General features: G+C 41.4%; 2 protein-coding genes and 1 pseudogene. 1 reads left to right on the top strand and 2 read right to left on the bottom strand.

Annotated elements, in window-relative coordinates:
- Both ACT3SX_RS15030 and ACT3SX_RS15025 read right to left on the bottom strand, forming a co-directional pair.
- Nucleotides 1–1008 (bottom strand): DEAD/DEAH box helicase (locus ACT3SX_RS15030; protein ID WP_444761831.1); only part of this gene is annotated, 1008 nt, incomplete at its 3' end.
- Nucleotides 1001–1345 (bottom strand): type IIL restriction-modification enzyme MmeI, encoded by a 345-nt coding sequence (locus ACT3SX_RS15025; protein WP_444761830.1) that lies wholly within the window; start codon nt 1343–1345, stop codon nt 1001–1003. The genes ACT3SX_RS15025 and ACT3SX_RS15030, both read right to left, overlap by 8 nt.
- A 57-nt stretch (nt 1346–1402) precedes the next feature.
- Between ACT3SX_RS15025 and ACT3SX_RS15020 the strand changes: the two are divergent.
- A pseudogene (locus ACT3SX_RS15020) lies at nt 1403–1495 on the top strand (adenylosuccinate lyase); the annotation flags it as partial.

Genomic DNA, 1495 nt, shown 5'->3' with positions numbered 1-1495 from the left:
AATGATATCCATATCGTCTACGTGATTCATATTACGTAAATAATTTTGGATAATATCTCGGTCGTTTTCTTCGACTAAATCTGCGACCTTAATGACCGTTCCATCAGGCCTTGTTACAGGAATAACGCCTGTTTCAGGGTCCCTCTTTCCTGCCTCACCCAGCACTTCAAGAATAGCATCTACCTCATCATATTTTTCTTTGGTTGATTCACCCGAGTTGACGTTTGGTATATGAATAATGGTTTTTTTGCCATAATTCTCTTCTGAGTTGAGCACTTCATGAATGACATCAGTATAGCGACCCTGATAAAAGTGATAGCCAATACCAAGTGACTTTAGATAGTTATAACCATTGAGCTGCTCATAATAGTTAAAAGAAACCTTATCAAACTGAGCTTCATCTTCAGGTGTCAGCACAGGGATGCTATCGCCACGGAAGTATGAGCCTGTCATAGCGACGATATGGGCATTGGTATTTGCCATGATGCTACGCAACACACCACCTAAGACGTTATCGCCATCGGCAGACACATGATGAAATTCGTCAATAGCGAGCAAACAGTCATTAAACACGCTATCTTCTATTTCCTGAAAGGCAAAACGTAAGGTAGCGTGTGTACAAATCAATATCTCGTCATCGCTTGCCATAAAACGCTTAAACGCTTTGACCTTACTGCTTTCACCACCAGGAATGCATAGATTGTTGTTATCATCAATCTCCCAATCACAAAAGAAACCATACTTACTTAATTCTGTAGAGCTAAACGACCCGCCAATAGATCGCTCTGGCACCGCTACAATGGCTTTTTTAATGCCTTGATTATGTAGCTTATCCAGTGCCAAGAACATGAGCGCGCGTGATTTACCTGATGCAGGCGGCGCTTTTAGCAATAGGTATTGGCTACCTCTAGCAGCATAGGCTCGTGCTTGCATTGATCGCATACCCATAGAGTTTTCGTTTGAGCTAGCGCCTGTTTGAGCGTATTCGAAATGTATTAAATTAGGCACTTTGACATCCTGTTATTTTTTTATACTGTGAAAACAAGCACTCTAACCTCTCTGTGTCATTGCTAAAGCCCTTAGAGGAATAAAGACTATCAACTAACTTATCATTTTCTTCATGAGCTTTTCGCACCTCATCAGGCATCTTTTTGGGATCATACATGTCTCCTAAATTTAGCTCTGAATAACTTTCGCGAGCTTCAATGATATTAAGGGCTGCAATCTCTAGTTGAGCTAGTTTTCCTGAACTAATATTAGGTATAGGAAATGTATTATAAGAAATCCCAGAAGAATAACGAATGCGACTCTCTAATCGACCAGTTATAGCTCTAACCCATGTCATGTGGATATGAACCGCCCCGGGATTGTCGGAGACTTAACATTCTGAGAGAATACGACAATGAAAACACGAAACTACACTCCTGAGATTAAAGAACGCGCCGTTCGCATGCTGATTGAAGCAGCAGTCGACTATCCCTCTACCTGGTCAGCC

This window comes from Psychrobacter sp. AOP31-B2-9, from assembly GCF_052378005.1.
Classification (GTDB): domain Bacteria; phylum Pseudomonadota; class Gammaproteobacteria; order Pseudomonadales; family Moraxellaceae; genus Psychrobacter.
Note: the sequence above shows the minus strand (reverse complement) of the source record. Positions and strands in the feature narration are given on the sequence as shown.